We start from the raw sequence: 24,594 nt of genomic DNA on the forward strand, positions 1-24,594 counted from the left end.
ATTATTTTTTTTTACATCTATTACCTAATACACAACCGATTTGAGGGGTACATCACTGAAAAAGACCATAAATTGTGGTATCTTGATGCATGTAAAACAGTAATCACGACTTAATGACCGGCTTAAGAATCGTTTTAGTTACCATTCTGTTTAGTTATTTGGCGGTGCTTGTCGATGCCAGTGAACAGGAATCAGGCATCATTCAGTTCGATCAAACCACATACGAAGGTGCACGTCAAAACTGGAGTGTTAGCACTTCGGAAAAAGGAATGATTTATTTTGCAAACCACACCGGTCTTCTGGTTTTTGACGGGACGACCTGGAAATTGAACAATCTTCCTAATCGCACGATTGTACGATCTGTAAAAGCACATAAGGATTCAGTAATATACACCGGCGGTTATATGGAATTGGGCTATTGGGAACCAGACGAAAAGGGCAATCTGAATTATATTTCACTAAATTCGAAAGCCTCGTCATATATCGATTCTATGCCCAATATGGAATTTTGGAATATAGCAGTAAAAAACGATTATGTTTATTTTCAATCATTTCAAAAAATTCTTGCCTACCATAATGACAGCATTATCCCAATCAACCTCGATGGCAGTATTTCGGTTATGAATCAGGTAAATGATAAAGTCTTGGTTTCGGTAAGGAATAATGGAATATGGGAGATTGATGGCGAAGATGTTAAACCAGTAACTACAAGTAATGAACTTACTGGAACAACGGTTAAATTTATCCTCCCCTTTGAGCATTCAACTATTTTAATTGGAACAGCAGAAAAAGGTATCTTACTGTGGAATGGTGTAGGAATTTCAGCATGGAACGAGTCGTGGAGTCAATATTTTATTGATAATGAACTTAACCGTGGCTATTATACCAGCGATAAGAAAGTTTTAATCGGGACTCTGGCTGACGGACTCGTAGTTTTTAACAAAGACGGCGAAGTCGTGAACAAGATTAATACCACAAACGGGCTTTTAAATAATACCGTTTTAGGCATTGCCTGTGATAGATGGAAGAACACTTGGCTCGCCCTTGATATTGGTATCGGATTTATTTCAGGCAACCAAAACAGAAGTTTTGACATACAACGTCTTCCGGGTACTGGTGCCATTTATACCAGTGCCATATTCGAGGATAAACTTTACCTGGGGACAAATCAAGGACTTTTTGTTAAAAGCCTTGATCCTAAGGATAGTCAGGTATCGATCGTACCAGAAACACAAGACCAGATCTGGAATTTGAAAGTATTTGGTGATGAACTATTGGTCGGACATAATCAAGGATCGTTTGTAGTAAAAAACGGCAAGTTCAATCAAATATCGGATGAAGCCGGAGCATTCAATTTTGTTCAGGATCCGTTTAATCCCAATCTCATTATTCAATCCACTTATAACAACCTCGTGGTGTACGAAAAAACAGAATATGGGATCATACGAAGGAACTCGATAAACGGATTTGCCAACCTGATCCGCTATATTGAATTTGACCACTTAGGGAACATTTGGGCAAGCCACATGCATCGTGGAATATACAAAATACAAGTTGATGATGCGCGAAAAAATGTATTGGATAGCAAATATTACGGACAAGAAGTTTTTGGGCAAGACCACTCCATACATGTTTTTAAAATTGAAAATCGTGTTGTCTTTACAACAGGCGATAAACTTTATACATTTGACGATCTTCAGGATTCGATAATGCCTTATGAAATGTTGAACAAAGGCATTGGCAAATATTCCTCATCAAATCGTATTGTCCCGGCACCAAATCATCATTACTGGATGCTTGGAAAAGACTACATTGGCCTCTTTTCCATTTTGCAAGACAGTGTAAAGCTTATTAAAGAATATCCCACTTCCATATTTCACAATCCATTACTTGTTCAGGGATTCGAGAATCTTCTCCCTATTGATGAATATTCTGCTATTTTATGCCTTCAAAATGGGATTGCTTTGCTTGATGCATCTGTGTCAAATAATAAGGTCAATCTCATTGAGCACTTTAAGCCTGTAGTACGCAAAATTGAGTTAAGAAATCCCAAAGACAAAAACATACTGTTACCACTAAATACCAGTGACACCGAAATAAGATTCAGTTATAACACAGTAATACTAAGGTTTTCCTTCCCGTTTATTAGCGGCATTCCAGTTTCATACAGATATTTACTTGAAGGACTTGATAATGAATGGTCCGAGACCAGCCCAAATCCTGAATTCCGTTTTGAACGCTTGCCAGCCGGAACTTACAATTTTAAGGTCAAAGCCGTTAACCAGTGGGGCAATGAAAGTCAAATCTACAATTTTAAGTTTGAAGTACTCCACCCGCTGTATACATCAAAATGGGCCATCCTCTTTTACACTATTTTCATGATTGCAGCATTACTCTTCTTTAGAAGATGGGGAATACGGCAAACCCTTAAAAAAGAACAAATGCAGCACGAAAAGCGCGAACAGGAACTGATTAGGTTGCGAAATGAGAAACTCAGAAACGAAGTACGTTTCAAAAGTAAAGAACTAGCCAACTCTACAATGGCTATTATTCGGAAAAACGAATTCCTTATTGACCTGAAAACAATCATAAAAAAGCATAAAAATGAGCTTGGATCGCGTTATCCGGATAAATATTTTAATTATTTGAACAGCAAGATTGATGACAACATTTCGAGCCGGGATGATCGTAAAATATTCGAAAACAATTTTGAACGGGCTTATGAGCAATTTTTTCAGAAAATGAAAACAAAATATCCTGAACTTACGTCAAGTGACCTGCAGTTGTGCGCTTACCTGAGAATGAATTTGTCATCAAAAGAAATTGCGCCATTACTTGGTATTTCTGTCCGTGGTGTAGAAAATCACCGCTATCGATTGCGCAAAAAATTGAATCTGGAACATGATGAAAGTTTGATTGACAATATTCTGAGAGTATCGCTACAGGATTGAACACATTCCTTCGCCATAACTAGAATTTAAAATCACAATAAAACGCTTAAAAAAAATTTCGAACGACTTTATTAGAATATATAACTTTTAAATGCCTAATAACAGTTATTTTTCCTTACAATTAGGAGAAGGCAGGTTCGAATTCTGCCATAAAAATCTAATAATCATAGATTTACAAGATTTATTTCTTGTAGCTCTTTTTTGTATGTCATTGTTGATCCTTCGATACAACTTTTGACACTGAAATATTACCAGATGAATAAAGTAGCTGATATCTTATCTACAGTGTCCAGATAAAAATACCCACTAAAAAAAATACCATCATATAAATGAGTAGTTCAAACATGAGCGGAGAATGCTTATTCAATGTAATTCTCAGTTTTATCTGCAGATCTGTTAACTTGTTACTCAATGATACTATTTCATAAAATTATGCTGTTCCTTTAACGGTTTCTATTGTTCCGCTTTCATCATAATTTAACTCCACCACTTTCATACTGCGCAGCCAGGTAAGGCCTCCCGATGGAACGCTGTCGTGATGAAACAAGTACCACTTGCTTTTGAATTCAACAATTGAATGGTGTGTTGTCCACCCTACAACCGGTGTTAAAATTACCCCGTGATATGTAAATGGTCCGTATGGATTATCGCCAATGGCATAGCATAGTTTATGTGTATTTCCGGTGGAGTAAGAGAAATAATATTTGCCCTTGTATTTATGCATCCACGAGGCTTCAAAGAACCGACGGTCGTGATCGCCTGCTTTTATCGGCTCGCCGTTTTCATCGAGTATAACAACCGCTTTTGGCTCTTCGCCGAATTCGAGCATGTCGTCGCTTAATTTGGTAACACGCGCCGGAAGTGCCGGTTCATTATCTTCAGGTTCCTGACCGCACTCAATGGCTTTGTTATCGCGGTAGCGCTGCAATTGTCCTCCCCACAATCCGCCAAAATACATGTAATGGCTGCCATCCTCATCTTCAAAAACACAGGGATCGATGGAATAACTTCCTTTTATGGGTGCATCCTGCGGAACAAACGGACCTTCCGGTTTGTCGCTGATTGCCACACCAATTCTGAAGATATCGGTTTTATCTTTAAGCGGGAAATATAAATAATACTTACCGTGCTTAAACGCGCAGTCGCTGTCCCACAACTGACGGCCTGACCACGGAATGTCTTTTACATCGAGTGCTACACCATGATCGGTCACTTCTCCTTCCACGTCATCCATCGAAAATACATGGTAATCGCGCATGTCGAAATGATCACCGAGATCGTTCTCCGGTATACCCGATTCAATATCGTGGGAAGGATAAATATAGATCTTTCCGTTAAAAACATGTGCTGCCGGATCGGCAGTATACAGGTTATCAACTAAATATCTTGGTTTCTTCATTCTAACACATTTAAAATCCGGGAGCCAAAGCGCACCTTAGCTCCCGGAAAATCATAACTAAACTACTTACTATTGATACTCTGGTTTCTCTGCTTCTTTTATTAATTTATCTACAATACTTTTGGGTTGATAATCACGGTCGAACAACAGCGGATAATCCGTGCGCCCCGGAACCGGAAAATTATTTTTCCATGAGGTTCCGTCTGATACGCCCCAAAGCGTTACCCGCGAAATAATATCGGAGTGTTTAAGAAACAAACCAAAAAACGAAAGCATCCTGTTGTCCCATTTCTCCATTTCGTTGTGCGGAACTCCTTCGGTGTATGGATTTAGTTGTTGCTGATACTCGAAACTTGTGGCAATGTCGGCACCAACATCACGACGGGGATGAGGTAAAATCGACATATCCAGTTCAGTAATCATCACTTTCATTCCCTCGTTGCCATAGGCTTCAATGGCTGCTTCATATTCATCGAGCGAAGGACTGTCCATGCCAATGTGTCCCTGCATACCAATTCCGTCAATCTGTATGCCTTCAGCTTTAAATTCGCGGATCATTTTAACAACGGCATCTCGTCGCCCCGGATACCACTCGTTATAATCGTTGTAATAGAGTTCTGCTTCCGGATCGGCTTCGTGGGCAAACTGAAAAGCCAGTTTAATAAAATCTTCGCCAACAATTTGGTAAAATTTGCTTTTCCTCCAACTTCCGTCTTCCATAAAAGCTTCATTCACCACATCCCATCCTTTCACACGTCCTTTGTAACGTCCAACCACAGTGTAAATGTGGCTTTTCATACGCTCGATCATCACTTCCCGAGAAACGTCATTTCCTTCGCTATCAGTAAAAAACCACTTAGGCGCCTGCGAATGCCAGATCAAACAGTGACCGGTAATAAATTTGTTGTTTGTAACTCCAAACTCAACGAACTGGTCAGGGAGTTCAAAGTTATATTTGTCTTCTGTAGGGTGAATTGGCCCGCTTTTCATACAGTTCTCTGCCACTATTGCATCAAACTGAGTAGTTATTACTTCGGCGCCGGCAGTATCCTTTCCCATTATCTGCCAGGCATTCATAGCTGTTCCAATGTAAAACTTACCCTTAAAAGCTTCTTTTAACGTTTCGGGCGTTCGCATGGATGAAATACTGCATGACGCAAGCAAGATTGACATCAGCAAAAGCAATTGATACATTTTGATCCGTTTCATTGTATTTAGTTTTAGATTGATTTCTTTTTTATTATTCAGGTAATACCGGTTTTTTTAAACTCTTTTCGATAACAAATCCTGTTGTATCTGAATTTCTTTGTTCTTATTGATCTCGTAGAAAAACAGCAGTGTAACACCAATTAAAAACGGGATGGACGGGTAAATACTCACCAGCATTTTTGCACCTTGAGCCACACTTTCGGGCTGAACCAGTTCCTGACCGGCTGATACAGCATCTTTCGAAACGTATCCGTATAACCCGAGAATCCCGGTAACAATAGCACCTCCAATGGCTAATCCGGCTTTCAGACCGACCATCATGGCTGAGAATATAATGGCGGTAGCCCGGCGGTTATTGATCCATTCGGAGTAATCGGCCACATCGGCGATCATCGCCCACAGAATAGGTGTTGTAACCCCGTAAAAAAACATGTGCAGCGCCTGCGCCAAAAACATCAAACCAACATCTTTTGGATTGTAAAAAAAGAAAGAGATGATAAACAGGGTGGCGATAAAAAGTGCTGTCCCAAACACATCGCGTTTCCCAAATTTATCGGCCAGTTTTCTAGAAACCGCTATCCCAATCATTGAGAAAATAATTCCACCGGCATTAAATAAACCAAAGCCAGCTGATGCAATATCCGACTCAAAAAAGTTCAATCCTATACGGCCGAGAAAATCAAGGATCGGTTGAATAAAACTTTGCAACGCCACTTCATCAACGTAATTATTGAAATAGTAAACATACGACCCGCCTTTCATAGCCAGCGTAACAAACACCAAAACAGTAAGCGTTAACATGATGATCCACGGCTTGTTTTTGAACAGGTCGCCTAAATCTTCCTTCAGAGTCGAAGCCTGCTCGGGCTTTGGAATAACGCGCTCTTTGGTGGTAAGAAATGTAATCAGCAAAAGAACGGTTCCGATAATGGCCATCCAGGTCATTACCGATTCGATACCCGCTGCTTTATCACCATCTCCTACGTGCAGAATGATGGGCAACATAAATACCTGCACAAAAAACTGTGCAAACATAACGGCTGCAAAGCGATACGACGAAAGACTGTTGCGCTCCGACATATCGCCGGTTATTACGCCGCTTAATGCCGAATATGGCAGGTTACTTGCCGCATAAGCCAGCAGTAATAAGGTGTAGGTTCCGGCAGCATAAATCAGTTTTCCTTTGTACGAAAAATCGGGAGTTGTAAAAGCCAGCAAGGCAATTACGCCCAACGGAATGGCGGTAAACAAAATCCACGGACGGAATTTTCCCCAGCGTGAATGTGTGCGATCGGCTAATACTCCCACTATAGGATTAAAAGCAAATGCGGCCACCAATCCAACTACCAGCATAATAACCGATGCGTGTTCGTTCTGCAAGCCATAAATATCGGTATAGAAAAAGGCAAGGAAAGTAACCAGGGTTTGAAACACCAGGTTAGCTGCCAGGTCACCCAGACTGTAACCTATTTTTTCCAGTACAGAAACTTTATGTGAAGTCGTATTCATTTAATTGGGTTTATTTTGATTCTTATTCTTCAGCTGTAATATGCGGAATAACCAGGTCATCATTATTGCAATGATTCAAATCCCCCGCTTAACTATGCACAACTTTCGGTTACAATCTAACTTGTTCACTCTGAGGTGGCCCTAAATAACTGGGTTTCAAACCTCCTGTATCGATTAAAATTTTCTGTATCACTATTCCCGGCTCCAGTACGCGAATCCGCAGTCGATGTAATCCGGCTTTCTGAAAGTTGTGCTGTGTTATCGTTTCGTTGATGCGAACAGCCTGCCATTTTCCTAGTTCGCCGCGATAAGCTCCGTTGGTATTTACAACTTTCTCCTCGCCGCCATCAACCGAAATGGCATAGCGTAATCCTTTGTTGGCATTGTAATTTAATGTTGTGGATAACATTATATTCACATCAAACTCTCCCGTTGACTCCAAATTAACCGCATATTCGAGGTAAATCGCATCATCGCTCTCCGGATATTCATTTTGAGGGAAAGTAGTAATGCCTGAATCAGTTTTTCCAAGATGCGGAATTACTTCCCAGTGTATTTTGTCTGTGCCTTTTGCCAGCTGATAATTTGCCGCCTCAATTGAAACATAACCGTCGGCTTCCTGAAAGGCTAATTCCGAACGATCAATCTCCGGCACTTCAACCCGTACAACACGTGGCATAATTCTTCGGCGTGGCTCGGCCCACGATCTGTAGCCAATGCGAATCTGATCCATTTGGTGATTCCATTTACCATCGCCAATTTGCTGATTGTAATGCACCGTAAAAAGCGAATCGCGATCAAAACACTGCTTTGCCACATCGGCCCAGTAATTGGCTTCAGGATCATTAGCTTCGGCAAGTTGGTGGTTTTTTGCAACCGCATAATACATCTCGTACAAATTCGAGCTGGCATTAGCTGGGAAAAGCACCAGTTGGTCAAATGCATCTTTATATTCGTTTGGAATAAAATTATACAAACGCAAAGCATCCAGAGTAAGATCGCGGTAATCGTTCCGAACCCGTTCAAATTCGTTGTAGTTTTCCAGGCTGAAAGTCCTCGCATCCAGCAATTCCGGAGTTACCCGATGATTATATTTTGTATACAGATTAAGAATGCGTGCTGCTTCTTCGGCATATTTCTCGCCAAACTGTTCGGCAGACCAGTCAACAATATATTGGTATATGTTATTTGCGTTGAATTCCGTAGGATCCCAGGCCATATCCATGAAGAAACTGATCGGATATTCCATGGGCTTTAAATCGCCAACGTTTAACACCCAAATTCTATCCACACCATGCGTGTAGGTAAGGTTCATCTGCTCCCAAATTCGCTGAATCTGACTCACATTGATCCACTTGTAACAGCGAGGGCCGCCAACATAATCAACGTGGTAATACATACCGTAACCACCTTTTCGTTCCGGAGCATCGATTGCGGGCAATTTGCGCACATTTCCCCAGTTATCATCGCATAGCAATAAAGTAACATCATCCGGAACGCGCATTCCGTCGTCGTAATAGTCCTGAACTTCTTTATAGAGTGCCCAAACCTGCGGCATTTCTTCGGGCTTTTTACCGGTAACTTCACTAATAATTTCACGCTGGTCTTTTACAATTTTTTCCAAAAGGGCAATGTTTGTTCCTTCTTCCATTGCTTCGTCACCGTCTCCTCGCATCGCAATGGTCACCAAAGTTTCCCAATCTTTATTTCGCTCAATCCCTTTTCTCCAAAAATCTTTCAATACCTCAGCATTTTTGTTGTAATCCCAGGAACCTGAGCCATAACGATGCCATTCGGCCTGAGCCCGTCCCATCGGTTCGTGATGCGTGGTTCCCATTACAATTCCCAGTCTATCTGCCATGGGGCCATTCTCCGGATCATCGTCGAAAAATGCTTTGCCCCACATAGCCGACCAATGGAAATTTCCCCGTTGGCGAAGCGTCAATTCAAACACCTTCTCGTAAAATTCATGGTTGAATCCTCCAAATTTTTCGCGCACCCAGTTACCAAGCGCCGGTTCTTCATCATTTAGAAATATTCCGCGGTATTTTACTTTCGGACTATCGGTTACAAAACGTCCCGTTTTTACGTAAACAGCCTCACGTTTAACAACTGGAACATCGGCCCACCAATACCAGGGCGAAACTCCCATCTTACGCGATAAATTGAGCATCGCGTAAATGGTTCCGCGTTTGTCGCTTCCTGCTAACACCAAGGCTTTATCTACTCCCGGGAAAGGATTATCGACTACTTGTGTGAGGCTTCGTTCCCAATCACCTTTAAAATCCGACACATCCAGTTTGCTCTCAGAAACCAGTTGGTCGATCAAAGCGCTTTTACCCACGGTACCTACCAAAATCAATTGTTTCGACTGAGGCACGTCTGTCTCAAAAATTTGTGGCGACTGTCCGCTAACCAGTTTTATATCGTTGCAAAACCATTCGACCACAGTTTTAACACCCGGAAATTCATCCTGCCCATAAACAACCGGAGCCGGCTGTCCGTTTTCAGCAAGAACAAAACTTCCTTCTTCTTTTGTGAATGAAATATAATCTGTTCCGTTTTGAGCCGCGCTATACAGCGGAATGGAAAGGGCAAACTGCACAATGACAGAAAAGACAGTTGCTCTTCGAAGTAGCTTAAACAATTTTTTATTCATCTTATTGGTTTATTTTAGTTATTTCTTTAGTTACATTTTATTGGTTTCGAAAATCAATACCCTTTAACCTTTAAATTTTTTATTATCAGTTCCCTTTGTATGAAGTAAAAAGGGTCTTTTGTTTCCAAAAATATACCTGCGCCCCTTGTTTGCTTTTTAATTTTGAATATTTGATTTCTACTTTCACACACATCCTTCGTATTTTATGAGTCTTGAAACTTTTAATGTACTTCATGCTTTAGAAGCTACATCTTCCGGTCATTTCAACCAACTGCACAGACCTCTACTATTCGAATAAGGAAAGATCGATGGCTTCCCCCATCATCACATATCCGTTTTCGTTCGGGTGGAGGTAATCACCTGATTGGGCTTCGGGCAAAATGCTATAAATATCCTCCGAATTCCTGATCGCTTTATCAAAATCAATCACGGCATCAAAACGGCCACTGGTGCGAATCCACTCGTTGACCGTATTTCGAGCAACTTCACGGAAATCGGTATAATAAAACGATTTCATAATTGGAGTGATGGTTCCACCATACACTTTTATTCCCTGGGCATGAGCTTCATCAATCATTTTCCCGTACGCATCAATCAATCCTTGCGCGACCTGTTCGGCAGCTTCTTTACTGCGGGTACCCCCCAGATCATTCACTCCTTCCATAATGATCAGCCAATGCACACCGTGTTGATTCAGGATGTCGCGTTCGAACCGGTTTAGAGCTGTGGGCCCCAGTCCGCCACGAAGCACAGCATTACCGCCAATTCCCATGTTCAGAACTGCCACATTTTTGGTTGCATCATTTTTTAGCAGACGTTGCGCCAGAATATCGGGCCAACGGTTTTGTTTGTTTGTGCCCGAGCCACGTCCATCGGTTATCGAGTTACCAATAATGGCAACCGCGGCAGCTGATTTAGGTGCTTTCACATCAATCCCGTTTATCACATACCAATGATCTGTTTTAACAGCATTTGAAAAATCCGCACCTTCTGAAATCTGGTTTCCGGTAAGCAGATAAGATGTGGTTCGCGATCCGGGGTGACCGGTTACATCGGGCGATGTTTCGCCAAAGGCTATGGTAATAGCCACTTCCATCCTCGGTTCCAAATCGAATGAAAAAGGATCCGAAACGATCGCTTCGCCAGGCTGCATGGTAACAACCGGCTTTCCGTCAAATTTCAATTCTTTAACCGAAGATTTATCAATCGTACTACCTCCGTTTGAAACAGCAATTTGAACTGTCTTCATGGTAACCGGGCTTTTGCTGAATTCATTGGAGAACCTCAAACGCAGCTTGTCGCCGCCAATTGAAACGCAAACTACCTGGCGTAGTGTATTATTCGTTAATCCCGGTTCAGGAGGCATATTACGGGGCTCTACCAATTGAGGAGCGGTGCTCCAGGTTCCTACCCATTTTTTCTGGGCATTAGAATTTGTGCAAGCTGCAAAGCTGGTCATACCAATTATCACCCCGGCAATGATTGCCGCTGTTGATCTATGTCGGAATGAGCTCAGCATCCTGCAAAAAATATTGTATAAAGAAATTAATTCAGACTTCATTATAGCTTTATTATGAGTTGTTCTAAGTTTAAAATCGTTTCAACAAGCGTAGTTACAGAAAACTGCACCTCTATTTTACAGACCGTTGATCGTCATTTTCTGACTCGCAGTAAATTGATCAGTTTTCATTTTATATACATAGATTCCGTCCGATAAATTCTCACAGTTAAACTCTAAAGAATGCTTCCCGGGCGGGTAATTTTTCCCGGCTAACTCTACTATTTCAGCACCAACGATATTGAAGACTTTTAGTGAGACAAAAGCTTCGTCCGGGACTTCAAATGAAATATTGGTTTTTTCATCAAAGGGATTTGGATAGTTCTGATCCAAAGAATAACCTTTTTTTACATCCTTTGAATTCATCCCGGTCCCCAGACAATTTACAGCCTCTCCCCCCATTCCATCAGGAACGTATGGACTATCTGAAATACAAATTTTATCCATACTCGCACCATTCTCACGATTAGCAATGGTAAAAGTATGTTCGCCGGCTGACAGCTTATAGTTGGTTATCCGTTTCCATTGCCATCCACTGGTACCTAATCCGTTTTGCATTACATAAGCCCCGTTATCCATCTTCATCCAATACGAATCATCATCGGCACTGGGACAATTTAAACGCGTATACAAGTAATACGTGGTGTCATTTTTCACCGTAAAATTGAAAACCATATGATCCTTAACACTGGAAGAAGCTGCTGAAAGAAACTCAATCTCCGGACTTGCAACATAACTTTCTCCTGAAGCTTGTGATTCATTTGATTTAATGCTCCAGTTTTCTCCTACCGTAGCACATTCAGCTTCCAAATAAACCGACTCGGCATCTCCCAGTTCCGGGGTTGGCAAAACAGGATTTCCGGTTCCCCACCATTCAGTCCAACGAGAATAGTTAATGTAATCGTAAGGGTGGGTAGTGATATTTGTATTCGCACTTTCATTTCCCAGCATAAATTTTTCAACAAAAGCTTCAATCTCCGGTATTTGACTTCCCGGAACCGCGCAGTGCCCATGTCCTCCAATAATCGAAAAGCCGAAACGATCCGGGATGCCAAGTGTTTCGTAAACTCTTTGAGTTGCCCTGCTTGAGACATAACCTGCCGGATCTGCCAGCCATTCAAAGCCAGGGTTTCCGGTCACCAGTAGTGCACGTGGCGCTACCATTGCCATTAGCTGATGATGATCGTGCGGAAGTTTGGAAACATTGGAACCTGCAAAACGGAACATATCTTCTATGAACCAATGGCGATCGGTTGAACCTAATTTTTCAACACTGCCAAGCGTTTCAGAAACGCGCCATGCGGGGTAGCCTCCACCTCCTGATTCCTGGGCAATAGTAAGCGCAATCCGCTCGTCAAATGCACCGGCAAAAAGTGCCATTTTACCTGCAAAAGAACATCCGGTAACTGCCAGGTGGCTCAAATCAATTGGCAGCTCATCCTGCACCAGCTCCAAACCGTCGATCAAGCGACTTACACCCCACGGCCACGCACTGTAGGCGCCCATATAGGTCAACTCAGGATAAATTTCATTTATTGGTTCACTGCCTCGAACCTGCTGATGAGCCATCACCTGTCCGAAGTTGAAGGAAATTTGTGCAATGTTCCGGCTGCTGAAGATATTGGAAGGCAAACTGCCCGAACCTCCTGTCATTCCAATCACTGCCGGGAAGGGACCTTCCCCCGTAGGAAGAACAACTTGTGAAGTGAGTGTAAGCGTGTTTCCATTCACGGTTATGTTCACTGTAAGTGTGCCATTCGAGTAATTGGCTGTAATGTCCTCCGGACGATCCGGTTTAGTACCAATTTCATATTTTTCGATCATCGCCTTAAACTCGTTGCGATGACGTTCCCAGTTTGTGAACGTTGTATCACGACCACATCCATCGGCCCACAGGAAAGGATCGGGCAAAGGTTCGATAGCCGGAAGATTTTCAAAATCAGGTAAATTCGGAACCGGAAAATCTTTGCCCGTGTTTTCAACGGAATAGACTAATGGAATTTCCTGTGCAAAACTGCTTGTAAGCAGACAGGTTATAATTAAAAGTAGTAATAGTTTTGATTTCATTTTAAGTTGGTTTAATTCAATTGCTATAATTCTGTTCAAGCATTATATTGCGACTTAGTTCTCTAACTGGTTCTTTTTCCGTCGATATCCTTAAAATCTACCACATACTTTTCGCCACTGTTTAAGGTAATATTGGCTCCCAAAGCAGAGCCGCTTGGCATAATATCGATGATTTCAAGCTCTTTGATAGGCGACAGTTCTTCCTCCATCCATTCTTCATTGTCCATTCGGTGCAACAACAGAGTCACCATTAGTTCCATCGCAGGATTTTTATCCATGCGTTTTTTGCGGGCATAAATCACCGTGCTTTCTTCGGCTTCAGCATTCCGGTTGGAGTGCATCAAACTTTCCAGTTTATCCCAGCCGCTGTAAGTTATCAAGGCCACACGGCGCCCCGAAATTGAAGCCGTGATCACCTTTTTGTTATCCTTTTCAAATTGATTGATTACTGCCTTTTGTCCGTTAAAGTGTGGCAGGCCAAAATGTCCCAGTGTCAGTTCATGTTCAAAAGCCAGACGGGAACGGTCAACGCGGATAACACCTCCGGGAATGGTAATTTCGGCTAAATCGATAATATACCCCACCCCGTTGTTTGGTGGCTTTCGCATAATAGCCTGGCGATACAGAACATTTTCCCGCACACCATTGAAAAGCATACTTTGCGAAATGGTAAACTCTCGGTTTTTATCCGAGTCGTTATCCACGGTTAATCCGGTCAGGTAGAAGTTTACATCATCTCCCCGAACATCTCTTGGATCCTGGCTCCGGTAACTGTATTCCATGGAAGTGCCTCCCTGAGGATTGTGATCTTCCCACGGAAAATGCGTATTGTAGAGTAGTTTGGAATAATTCGGATCATCGTAATAAACTTTACCGGGAACGATTTCAGAAGTTCCGGTTTTTCCATGATTGACCAGGACAAGTCCGGGGCTTTCAAGAACCGTTTTATTTGAATTGTCCCCTATTTCCTCCCACATTCCTTCGTTTTCTTTAGCAGTCCAGAAGGGTGAATCATCGGGCAAAGCCAGGCAAATAAATGGCAGGAACATAAGAAACGGGCTATCGGCACAGCTGTAATTCTGCACCATGTATTCTTTCTGGACGTAAAATCCGAGACTGGGAATATCGTTGTAATAAAATTCAGGTTTCGACACAAACTGCAACAAGGATCCCGAACAGAGACGTCTTGCCCAACCGGCATCCAGACCTGGCTTTTCCTTTAGCATAAAAGCAACAGGGAATGCCCCTGAAACCCATGTACGGTAGCAAATGCTGCGCGACCACATATTGATGTAACCATCGCGCCCAAAGAACCAGGGAAGTGATTCCATTAATTCCTGCGCCGATTTTTCGATCATCGCCGAAATTTCAGGGTAGTACTCATCGCCAAAAGCTCTGTTCCAGATTGTTGTGTAAACGATGAACAGGCTGATCGAGTAATAATTGTACGTTTGTTCCAGGTACCATCCATCGCCGGAGTGGTAGGAGGTAATCCAGAGTAAATGACTTTTAAGTAAGTTGTCGTCAATTTCATAACCGTACTTTTTCAGAAATGAAAGTGCACAGATATTAAATATCCGCCAGTTGTTTTGAGTTGTCCTGTGATGCGCCCATTTTGATATGGTAATCACCATTTCGTCCTTTTGTTCTTTTGTATATTGCGACCAAATGGTATCCGGCATCAGGAGCAAAGTCTTGAACAATCCACCAAACTCGCAGGTAAACTGGTAATTGGAGTCCGGAAGCTCTTCCGGCATCGGCAAGGAATTAGCATGCCCCGGAGTGAAAGCGTTGTAAATGTGCAAACTATAATAATCCCTTAGCTTGATGCCATTAATGGTTGTTTCCGGATCGAGATGAATCAGAGGACCGGCCAAAGTAAATGTCCGTTCTAGCGCCTCGAAATCGGCTGATTTATACCGCCAGTCCGGAGAATTGGGCTGGGGATAAGTTTTGCCGGAAACGATTGGAAAAGATATATGAGTTTCCATGGAATTTACATGTTTGAATGCACGCTCCAATAAATATTTAGCCAGTTCTACATAATGCTTTTTAGTCATCCCTGTGAATGGACTAAGCTCAAAATCCGGATCTTTTACTTCGTAGGCATTTTTCATATTCAACACGCTTGATCGTCGTTAATGAAGACTCTTACCATTTTACGATGCTTTTGGGAGAAAAAAGGAGTTGTAATGCTACAACTCCTTTTCCATAAACCGTTTTACAGTTTTGTTATTGGTTGTATCCTCAATTTTGATCCGGGTTAATACCTTGGACCAGCTACAAAAACTTTTTTGCGACCAACGATATACAATCCCTGCTTTAATCCAATTGTTGCTTCAGAATATTTAACACTTTGGCGCAGAACAGCACCTGTAATGCTATAAACATTTACCAAATCATTTGGATCCGGATCATCTTGCATCCTAACTACTCTTCTATCAATGCCAGTAACCATTAGCTCGTTTATTGCAACGAAATCTATTTTAGCAGAATGAGTTGCCGGATCGTCATATGAAAAGCTCCAGTGACTTGCTCCATTATAAAAAACAATGCCTCCCATTAAAACCTCTCCATCAAAATTAGCATAATCAGGAAGATAGATTTTCTCCCTAACGACTGTTTGTCCGTCAGGCATTGTATCAAGGGGAATTATATATAAATTCGTCCATCCATCAACAGAAAACCGAATTGCAACTTCTTTTCCAATATCAAGTGAGTCAAATACAATCTGTACAAGCAATGTGTCATAATTAGTTAAATCATAATCCATATTTGATCCCCAATTAGCGGGCGAACCCAATAACTGGTAACTTTCCCCGCCAGCCATTTCCAGTGGCGCCAATTCCATTTCCTCAGTTACAGAATAAAGAGAAACATAACCTTCCGGTATTTCATGTATATCTATTCCAGTTTTCTCTTTAACTGCTATAAAACTAATGACACACGCCTGGGTTGCAGGTTCACCGTCATAAGAAAAACTCCAGTGAGTAGCACCGTTGTAAAAAACGATCCCTCCAAGGATGGCATTCCTGTCTTGGTCAGCATATTGAGGAATGTTAATACCTACAACTACGCTTGTCCCCTCTTCAGGAAGTGTTACCTGGTGTAATTGTACACTGCCATTAATATTAAAACGAATCGCTACCTGGTGACCGGCATCTTCCGGGACATAATTTATTTTGAAAGCTAATGTATCATAGCCCGATAAATCGTAATCCCTTGCTGGCCCCCAATCCGAAGGTCCGGCAAGCTGAACAGCTGCACCGGCTTCTATCGCTATCGGAGCTTTTTCATCTTCATCCATGTTAATATTGGTGGTATAAAAAGAGACATATCCCTCCGGGAATTGTAGTTTCTTTTTAAGCGCAATGTAGTTTATAGTACATGCCTCGGTAGCCGGTGTACCGTCGTAAGAAAAACTCCAGTGTGAAGCTCCGTTGTAGAAAACGATTCCTCCATTAATGGCAGCCCCGTTTTCGTCGGCATATTGCGTAAGATCAATCTCCTCAACTACACTTGTTCCCTCTTCCGGAAGTGTTACCGGGTGTAATTTTACACTGCCATTAATATTGAAACGAATCGCTACCTGATGGCCGGCATCAGCAGGATCATAAGTAATTTTGAACGCCATTTTAGCGTAATCCGATAAATCGTAATCCGTTGCTGGCCCCCAATCGGAAGGTCCGGCAAGCTGTACAGCTGCACCACCATCTATCGCTATCGGAGCTTTTTCATCTTCCGGTTTGATCGAATAAAAAGATGTCCACCCCATCGGAAGGTTGATTTTCTCTTCCAGGGCAATATAGTCGATTGTACATGGCTGGGTAGCAGCTAAAGAATCATACGAAAAGCTCCAATGACTTGCACCGTTATAAATAACAATTCCTCCAAAATCAACTTTCCCTTCCTCATCGGCATACTCCTCCAGGTATAGTTCCTCAACCACGCTTGTCCCTTCCGTTGGAAGCGTTACCAGATGCAGTGTAGCACCGGTACCGTTCACGGAGAACCGGATAGCCATTTGGTGGCCGGCATCCTCCGGGGCATAATTTATTTTGAAAGCTAATTTCTTATAGTTCGAAAAATCGTATTCCCTTGATTCGCCCCAACCCTGGGCAGGCCCTAATACCTGTACACTTGCTCCTCCGTCAATAGCTAGGGGTGCCCGCTCATCTTCCGGCTTGATCGAATAAATCGAAACATATCCGTCGGGAAGTGGAAGGCCTGGAGCCTCTTTCTCTTTTAAAGCTGCATAATTAACGGTACATGCCTGGGTAGCGGCATTACCATCGTAGGAGAAGCTCCAGTGAGTAGCGCCATTGTAAAATACAATTCCACCAAAGAGCACGTTACCGTTTTCATCGGCGTAATCTGCAAGGTCGATTTCTACTACCGCGTTTGTTCCTTCGGTTGGTAGCGTAAACATGTGTAATTTCGCTCCCGTTTGATTTACTGAAAAGCGAACAGCCATCTGACTACCGGCATCGGCAGGATCAAAAGTTATATTGAAGGCTAATTTCTCATAATCTGAAAAATCATAGTTTGTAGAATCTCCCCATCCGGCGGCAGCTCCTAATAGCTGGTAGGTCGCACCACCGTCGATTGTTACTGGAGCCTGTTCCTCTTCCGAGTTGATCGAATAAACAGAAACATATCCTTCGGGAATCTCAATCGCACCCGGAGCCTCTTTCAATGCAATGTAATCTATTGTACATGCCTGGGTAGCGGCAGTACCATCGTAAGAAAAGCTCCAGTGAGTAGCGCCATTGTAAAATACAATTCCACCAAACAAGACGTTACCGTTTTCATCGGCATATTCTGCCAGATCGATTTCTAAAACCGTTGATGTTCCTTCGGTTGGCAGGGTAAACATATGCAGTTTCGCTCCCGTTTGATTTACTGAAAAACGAACAGCCACCTGGCTACCGGCATCGGCAGGATCGTAGGTAATCTTAAAGGCTAATTTCTCATAATCTGAAAAATCATAATTCGTGGAGTCTCCCCATCCGGCGGCAGCTCCTAAAAGCTGGTAGCTTGCACCACCATCAATCGCTACAGGAGCCTGTTCCTCTTCCGAGTTGATCGAATAAACAGAAACATATCCTTCGGGAAGTTCAATCGCACCCGGAGCCTCTTTCAGTGCAATGTAATCTATTGTACATGCCTGGGTAGCGGCAGTACCATCGTAAGAAAAGCTCCAGTGAGTAGCGCCATTGTAAAATACAATTCCACCAAACAAGACGTTCCCGTTTTCATCGGCATATTCTGCCAGATCGATTTCTAAAACCGTAGATGTTCCTTCAGTTGGCAGGGTAAACATGTGCAGTTTCGCTCCCGTTTGATTTACTGAAAAACGAACAGCCACCTGGCTACCGGCATCGGCAGGATCGTAGGTAATCTTAAAGGCTAATTTCTCATACTCGGAAAAATCATAATTCGTGGAGTCTCCCCATCCGGCGGCAGCTCCTAAAAGCTGGTAGCTTGCACCACCATCAATCGCTACAGGAGCCTGTTCCTCTTCCGAGTTGATCGAATAAACGGAAACATATCCTTCGGGAAGTTCAATCGCACCCGGAGCCTCTTTCAGTGCAATGTAATCTATTGTACATGCCTGGGTAGCGGCAGTACCATCGTAAGAAAAGCTCCAGTGAGTAGCGCCATTGTAAAATACAATTCCACCAAACAAGACGTTCCCGTTTTCATCGGCATATTCTGCCAGATCGATTTCTAAAACCGCAGATGTTCCTTCAGTTGGCAGCGTAAACATGTGTAATTTAGCTCCGGTTTGATTTACTGAAAAACGAACAGCCACCTGGCTACCGGCATCGGCGGGATCGTAGGTAATCTTAAAGGCTAATTTTTCATAATTCGAAAAATCGTAATTTGTAGAGTCTCCCCATCCCTGGGCTGGCCCCAGAAGCTGGTAGCTTGCACCACCGTCTATCGATACAGGAGCCTGTTCGGCTTCTGAGTTAATCGAATATACAGAGACATAACCTTCGGGCAGGTTGGGTTGAGCGTACCCTGCCAGTACCGACAACAAAAGTGTTGCTATTAGTGTAAATATCTTTCTCATAATTTTAGGAATTTAATTCATCTAAACAATCAAAATATCCGTTGAATGAAAAGGGAAGGAAAGGTTTTTGAGTGCCTGTCCCTTCCCCTTTTATTGATTTAATCACGAGCGAATCCATCAGCAAAACCAGCATATGCAGGTTTGCGGTTGTAATTCGCATTCCATAATCCATATTTCTCATCGTTAGCGTCATCGGCTCCCGCGAGAGAAATTCCATATTGTTGCGATGCAGGTACATATTCATTATACATCTCCACAACCGACTTATACATTTCTGCCTGTTCCTGCAGCATTTCTGCCGTTGGATCTGATGCATCCAGTGAAACTTTCAAGTCTGATATTTTCACTAATTTTCCTGTTGCAGCCAGCAACTCCAGCATGGAAGCTACTTTATCCTTGTCAGATGAAAGTGTAAGGTGCAGCTGAGTTGAAATTCCATCAATGATTGCTCCCTGACCTTCGACGTAATCGATATAGGCCAATAAACCCCGGCATTTCACAAGATTTTTTTCCAGGCCATAATCGCTTATAAATAACAGGTCACCTGGTTTACTGCTGTCTCTTGCCATAATAAAGGCTTCGGCTGCGTATTGTGGTCCCAGGTAATCCTGCCAGTAAAATTCACCATCTGCCAGCTCCTTATTTTTTCCTGTTTTGAGTTCCTGTGGGTTGCCATCGTCCATAGGATCTTTTACCACGGTCCATGCATCAACACCAACTTTACAGGCATTTAAAACACCCGAAATCCATGTTTCCAAACTTCCACGAACAATCTTTGCCTTTTCTTGACTGGTAAGATCAAGATTAACTTCTTCCTGCGCAATTGCCGCAGTACCAAGTCCGGTAGGTTCATTTGTCGTCATTGTGATATAGATTTTATCGAAATAATGACCACTTTCTCTAATTTTGAAGGCAATGGTATGTTCACCTGCTTCCAGGTCAAAAGAATCTCCATTTCCATCAAAATGTTTCGACCATGCCCAGGAATCACTGTTTTGGTTTTCAATGCCATTCGGATAAAAATATTCATTGTTATCGACACTGAAGAACCAGGAATCATCACCACCATAAGGTTGATGACAACGGTGTCTTAACCATATATGGTAACTTCCGGTAGTGAGCACATTGAAAGTATAAATAAACTGCATGTCGGTGTTAGCCGCATCAGTTGGGAAACCGGTACTTGTATCGTACGTCTCTCTGTCACCATCAATTATACCTTCCAAATATTCTCCTCCGGAAATACTGGATTCATCGCCTGTTTCCAATATAAAGAATTGGCCTATTTGCTGTGCATCTTCACATTCGAGGAAGATCTCATCGGGATTATCAACCGAACCGTTTACGTTAATAAGTGATATGCCTTGAATATTCATAAAGTAAGTAGCATTTGACGTATATCCCATCTCAATTTTAAACGACAAAGCACCGCTTCCATCAAAGTCATTCACCTGAAACTGGATCTTATTCCATCCAACTTTTGTTTTGAATGTTGGAGTCTCAACTCCTGCCCCCGTCCAATCCAATTCAGGTTCGTTTTCATTCAAGCCGGTAAAAACAACCCGGCCTTCGCCAATTACATTCGAAAGCACATAGAAGGTTATTTCGAATTTGGCGCCTTCATCTACTCTGTATTCGGGCGACTTTAATGATGTGGCACTACCTTCACCTTCTGATGCACCGTTCACCATTTTTACACAGGGTTGCCCCAGGTAATTTTCAACGGTTAAGTTCCCTTCAACACCCCAACCTGTAAACGAACCATCGTTTAAAGGACCGGGAATTACAAAATTTGGAAACAGTGGCGTGTAGAAAGTGTAAGGTGCAATAAGTGAATTCAGGTAAGATGAACTTTGGTTTGTACTCGAAACAATTGCATCGCCATAAACCGACAAGCCCCTTTCTTCTGCTCTGCTTATATAGTTTTCAATCGACGTGAAACTGTAAATTCCGTCATTTGACAGGATCGCATTTTGATTTAGTTCACTTGAAGGAGTTACTTCCACAAAATTTGTCTCCAGTAAAGTAGACAATGCACTTGTACCGGAGATATTGCCTGAACTTGCATTTGCTCCTAAAACAAGGTCTCCTGTGTACGATTTTAGAACATCGTAAGCATTAATTGCTTCCTCGTCAATTACACTGGTTGGTTTCTCCACCTCGATGCCCGAATCGACCTGATAATCGAGTTCGGCACAAGAAGAAAAAATCGCCAGGATAGTCAACAAGACTATATGTTTTTTATTAAATCTTTTCATAATTCAATGTTTTTATCAGACCCGTCTATTAGCTTTTTATCACCAATTATTGATCTGAATGATTTTTACATATGTTACTCGACCGTAATGTTATAGTACTCCGGAACTATCCCTCTGTCTCTGCTAACCAATGTATCTTTAGTAGTGTAGGTATAGCCCAAATCGATTAGCTCAACTGTATAGTCTAAATACAATCCATCGCGATCCTGGCCTCCCATACTGTTTTTTTCGCCATCGGTAACAAATTTTCCTGTACCCGCAATCGAATATGCAGAAGTACTTCCTGACACTGTACAGTTGTTATCACTATCAAATGTTAGTATTAAATCAACTGTAGCACGCGTGGTTAAGTTATCATCTTCGTAAATAGTAATAGGAAGTGTACACTCTGTAAGCGAATTTGTAGATATACTAACAACTTCATCATACTCAACATGCTCGCTACGGCGAACATCCGTTACTGTACCCGTACCATCCGAGATTTCATCGACGCCTCTTCTGAGGTAATTGGCATCCCATTTATTTACGTATTTAACGGCATACAGCACATAGTCTTTCGGAGTAATCTCCCAGCCGGAACTTACCACCCGATTTGGATTATCAACTATTGCCTTACCCGACAAAATGCTGTCGGCATTCGTTACACTTGTCATCACCAGCGGTATTGCATACTTATTGGTAATGCTAAGCGGGTCGTTAAAGAAAGCGTCTGTTAACTGTACCACAACTCCTCCAAGAATATCACCTGTTTTAATTTCAATATGGTTAGCTTCCAGGTTATAATAGCTGGCCGGCATAGGAAGTAATTCTGAGCCGCCAACAAACGATACTCCGTTACACAATGACTCATCAACACTTATATCGATAATTCTGGCTTCGTTGTTTGTATAAACACCTCCCATGGTAGCCATAATCTTCACTTTATGTTCATTGTCAAGCGAATTGTCTACCTGAGGATCGTCTCCCAACTCCAGGGTTCTCAATGGATACTGATTGGCGAAATATACGGTAGTATAATCGAAATCAGGAAATGAGACGTCTTGATTTCCACAGGAAAACATTAATCCTGCAACAAGAACTGCTAATAATATTTTATATACTTTCATGATCTAAATTATTAATTGTTATTCCCAACCTCTGTTTTGTACAAGATTGTTGTACTTAAGTATTTCACTGTATGGAATTGGTCCATAATTCTCATAGTCGGTAAAAGAACGAGGCTCAACATCAAACACCTCTCCGGTACTTGCATCGTAACCTTTGGCTGTTTCGGTTAAATCAACTTTCCATCGGCGTAAATCCCAGAAACGGAATCCTTCGAAACAAAGCTCAAGTCTTCTTTCATTACGAATTAATTCACGCATTAAATCTTTATCTCCTGAAACTTCATCAAGATAAGGATCTTCTGTTATTCCAAGCGCTCTTTCTCTAATTGCTCTAATCACATCAACTGCCGAATAACTGGCATTTGGAGCCATGCCGTTCGGGCCATAAGCCTCGTTGGCAGCTTCAGCATAGTTGAGGAAGATTTCGGTATATCGGATACGCGGTGTGTAATTATTTTTACCTTGCCACGAACCGCTGGCATTATCGTAGTTCACATCCATTCTCATACGTTTCTTCATGTAATACCCGGTACGGGTCGATGTTTCACGAATATTGATGCCATCATCGGTTCCGGATGCGCTACCGGTTAGTATGGCCGTATTGTTTACACCAACCGTGCTACCATTGTATACAATATAATGCGCTAAACGAGGATCACGCCCTGCATATGGATCAGCAGGATCGTATGTACTCGATGCGTGAGCAATTGGATAACCATTGCTGTCGGGAAATGCATCAACCAGGTTTTGAGTCGGGTTCATTCTTCCATCACCAAACAATGATGGTGGAAAGTTGGCTGATTCCTGTGAAGAGGTCAAACTTGCGATGTTATTCCGCCAAAGTATCTCGGCCGGATTAACTCCTTCTGCCAAAGCATCTAATTCAGTATTATTTGCAAAGTAGGTTACTCCATTTGGAGCCAATCCTGACACTCCACCAATTTGCTCCAACACATCGGCAGCATAAATGGCTGCATCTTCCCAGTTGGTGTTGTTCGAAGCATCCTCAAAAGCAGGACTTGCGGCTAATAAAGCAACCTTTGAACGATATGCCATAGCAATTTGTCCATCCATAAGTTGCTTAAATAAATCGCCCATTACCCTGTTGTAGGTACTCGACAGAGAAACCATACCATTGTATTTATCAGGCACCTGATCTAAAGATGATACACTTTGGTATTTAACAGGGAGTAATAAAATAGCACTATCCAGGTCGTTTATTATTTGATCGACACAGGCCTGAAAGCTGGAACGTGGCACATTAAAATCGGCATTTGCATCTTGAAACTCCTTAATAATAGGAACGCCCAGCAATTCACCACCTGTGGAATAACCGCCATGGTTTCTTAAAAGATAGTATAGAAACAGGCCTCTTAAACCGTAGGCTTCACCTTTCATTCTTATATTAAAAAGTTCAGCAGCTTCAGGGTCATCAGCCCATTCAACATCATCACATCTTTCTAAAAATGTATTTAAATATTGAATAGCACCATAGCCGTCAACCCACATATTAACAGGGTTACTCGAAGCTGTCCATGATCCTGTAGCCATAACCAAATATGAATTCGATCTGTCGTTTGTAACGGCATCATCGGTTGCATATTCAATGTTATTGTACGTATTCGGAAGATATCGGTATGTAGTGGTTAATACACCTTGTGCATACACAGGGTCAGTATACATCAAATCTAGATCTTTAAAGTTCTCAATAGCAGGCTCGAACAAGTCGTCGCAGCTTGACAGAATGAATAAACTGACCAAAAGGAATAAAATATATCTTTTCATTGTCTTACTTTTTA

At 42.2% G+C, this 24,594-nt stretch carries 12 protein-coding genes; 1 reads left to right on the top strand and 11 read right to left on the bottom strand.

Annotation, left to right across the window (positions count from 1 at the left end; all coding sequences use genetic code 11):
• Window positions 1-113 precede the first annotated feature (113 nt).
• Complete coding sequence (locus WFY05_RS00360) at window positions 114-2,951, top strand: helix-turn-helix and ligand-binding sensor domain-containing protein (RefSeq protein ID WP_340110711.1); 2,838 nt, start codon at window positions 114-116, stop codon at window positions 2,949-2,951.
• Window positions 2,952-3,381: 430 nt separating this feature from the next.
• On the opposite strand, the gene WFY05_RS00365 is transcribed toward WFY05_RS00360, so the two are convergent.
• The 11 genes from WFY05_RS00365 to WFY05_RS00415 form a co-directional block, all read right to left on the bottom strand.
• Complete coding sequence (locus tag WFY05_RS00365) at window positions 3,382-4,350, bottom strand: glycoside hydrolase family 43 protein (RefSeq protein WP_340110712.1); 969 nt, start codon at window positions 4,348-4,350, stop codon at window positions 3,382-3,384.
• Window positions 4,351-4,419: 69 nt separating this feature from the next.
• Complete coding sequence (locus WFY05_RS00370; protein ID WP_340110713.1) at window positions 4,420-5,559, bottom strand: endo-1,4-beta-xylanase; 1,140 nt, start codon at window positions 5,557-5,559, stop codon at window positions 4,420-4,422.
• 54 nt (window positions 5,560-5,613) lie between these two features.
• The gene (locus WFY05_RS00375) at window positions 5,614-7,068 is read right to left on the bottom strand and encodes an MFS transporter (protein ID WP_340110714.1); all 1,455 of its coding nucleotides are present in this window, start codon (window positions 7,066-7,068) and stop codon (window positions 5,614-5,616) included.
• A 109-nt stretch (window positions 7,069-7,177) separates the two neighbouring features.
• Window positions 7,178-9,727 (bottom strand): glycosyl hydrolase 115 family protein, encoded by a 2,550-nt coding sequence (locus WFY05_RS00380; protein ID WP_340110715.1) that lies wholly within the window; start codon window positions 9,725-9,727, stop codon window positions 7,178-7,180.
• Between the two features lie 286 nt (window positions 9,728-10,013).
• A complete protein-coding gene (locus WFY05_RS00385) occupies window positions 10,014-11,288 on the bottom strand; it encodes an SGNH/GDSL hydrolase family protein (protein WP_340110716.1) in 1,275 nt (424 codons plus the stop codon).
• A gap of 75 nt (window positions 11,289-11,363) precedes the next feature.
• The gene (locus tag WFY05_RS00390) at window positions 11,364-13,352 is read right to left on the bottom strand and encodes a glucuronyl esterase domain-containing protein (protein WP_340110717.1); all 1,989 of its coding nucleotides are present in this window, start codon (window positions 13,350-13,352) and stop codon (window positions 11,364-11,366) included.
• Window positions 13,353-13,414: 62 nt separating this feature from the next.
• A complete protein-coding gene (locus tag WFY05_RS00395) occupies window positions 13,415-15,469 on the bottom strand; it encodes a DUF2264 domain-containing protein (protein WP_340110718.1) in 2,055 nt (684 codons plus the stop codon).
• 146 nt (window positions 15,470-15,615) lie between these two features.
• Window positions 15,616-19,431, bottom strand: a complete 3,816-nt coding sequence (locus WFY05_RS00400) for a hypothetical protein (RefSeq protein ID WP_340110719.1) — start codon at window positions 19,429-19,431, stop codon at window positions 15,616-15,618.
• 98 nt (window positions 19,432-19,529) lie between these two features.
• A complete protein-coding gene (locus tag WFY05_RS00405) occupies window positions 19,530-21,689 on the bottom strand; it encodes an endo-1,4-beta-xylanase (protein ID WP_340110720.1) in 2,160 nt (719 codons plus the stop codon).
• A 74-nt stretch (window positions 21,690-21,763) separates the two neighbouring features.
• Complete coding sequence (locus WFY05_RS00410; RefSeq protein ID WP_340110721.1) at window positions 21,764-22,795, bottom strand: DUF5627 domain-containing protein; 1,032 nt, start codon at window positions 22,793-22,795, stop codon at window positions 21,764-21,766.
• Window positions 22,796-22,813: 18 nt separating this feature from the next.
• Window positions 22,814-24,580, bottom strand: coding sequence for a RagB/SusD family nutrient uptake outer membrane protein (locus tag WFY05_RS00415; RefSeq protein WP_340110722.1), 1,767 nt, complete (start codon window positions 24,578-24,580; stop codon window positions 22,814-22,816).
• Between the last annotated feature and the right edge of the window lie 14 nt (window positions 24,581-24,594).

The sequence above is a fragment of the Maribellus mangrovi genome (genome assembly GCF_037646455.1).
GTDB classification, from domain to species: domain Bacteria; phylum Bacteroidota; class Bacteroidia; order Bacteroidales; family Prolixibacteraceae; genus Draconibacterium; species Draconibacterium mangrovi_A.

Bases quoted from the DNA above. Each gene is read 5' to 3' on its own strand.
- WFY05_RS00375 (WP_340110714.1), bottom strand. From the start codon at position 7,068: ATGAATACGACTTCACATAAAGTTTCTGTACTGGAAAAAATAGGTTAC.
- WFY05_RS00380 (WP_340110715.1), bottom strand. From the start codon at position 9,727: ATGAATAAAAAATTGTTTAAGCTACTTCGAAGAGCAACTGTCTTTTCT.
- WFY05_RS00415 (WP_340110722.1), bottom strand. From the start codon at position 24,580: ATGAAAAGATATATTTTATTCCTTTTGGTCAGTTTATTCATTCTGTCA.
- WFY05_RS00405 (WP_340110720.1), bottom strand. From the start codon at position 21,689: ATGAAAAGATTTAATAAAAAACATATAGTCTTGTTGACTATCCTGGCG.
- WFY05_RS00410 (WP_340110721.1), bottom strand. From the start codon at position 22,795: ATGAAAGTATATAAAATATTATTAGCAGTTCTTGTTGCAGGATTAATG.
- WFY05_RS00395 (WP_340110718.1), bottom strand. From the start codon at position 15,469: ATGAAAAATGCCTACGAAGTAAAAGATCCGGATTTTGAGCTTAGTCCA.
- WFY05_RS00400 (WP_340110719.1), bottom strand. From the start codon at position 19,431: ATGAGAAAGATATTTACACTAATAGCAACACTTTTGTTGTCGGTACTG.
- WFY05_RS00365 (WP_340110712.1), bottom strand. From the start codon at position 4,350: ATGAAGAAACCAAGATATTTAGTTGATAACCTGTATACTGCCGATCCG.
- WFY05_RS00385 (WP_340110716.1), bottom strand. From the start codon at position 11,288: ATGAAGTCTGAATTAATTTCTTTATACAATATTTTTTGCAGGATGCTG.
- WFY05_RS00390 (WP_340110717.1), bottom strand. From the start codon at position 13,352: ATGAAATCAAAACTATTACTACTTTTAATTATAACCTGTCTGCTTACA.
- WFY05_RS00360 (WP_340110711.1), top strand. From the start codon at position 114: ATGACCGGCTTAAGAATCGTTTTAGTTACCATTCTGTTTAGTTATTTG.
- WFY05_RS00370 (WP_340110713.1), bottom strand. From the start codon at position 5,559: ATGAAACGGATCAAAATGTATCAATTGCTTTTGCTGATGTCAATCTTG.